We start from the raw sequence: 353 nt of genomic DNA on the forward strand, positions 1-353 counted from the left end.
CACGAGTTCTTCAGCGTCAGAAAACGGATCCACGAGACTCCCCCATCGGATTTGGTGGAGCCATTATAGAGGCCTCCCGCAGAAGAGAACAGTTTTAATGCACGCTTTCCGCCAGATCTTCTTCGAACTCGAGATGAATCCTGTCCTCCTCGGTCAGATCGACCTCCACCTTCCCGCCCTGTGCCAGACGCCCAAACAGCAATTCATCGGCCAGGGCGCGCCGGATCGTATCCTGGATCAGGCGGGCCATGGGGCGCGCACCCATCAGAGGATCGAAGCCGCGGCGCGCCAGGTAGGCCCGCAACCGCTCGGTAAAGGTGGCCTCCACGCGTTTCTCGTGCAACTGGGACTCG

The 353-nt window shown here is 60.3% G+C and carries 1 protein-coding gene; it reads right to left on the minus strand.

The annotated features are described in order from the left end of the window. Positions 1 to 94 precede the first annotated feature (94 nt). A partial coding sequence (locus M6F29_RS07710) for a ClpB D2-like domain containing protein (protein ID WP_524537718.1) occupies positions 95 to 353 on the minus strand: 259 nt, incomplete at its 5' end.

It is taken from the genome of Ferrovum sp. (assembly GCF_027317285.1).
In the GTDB taxonomy this organism is placed as follows: Bacteria; Pseudomonadota; Gammaproteobacteria; order Burkholderiales; family Ferrovaceae; genus Ferrovum.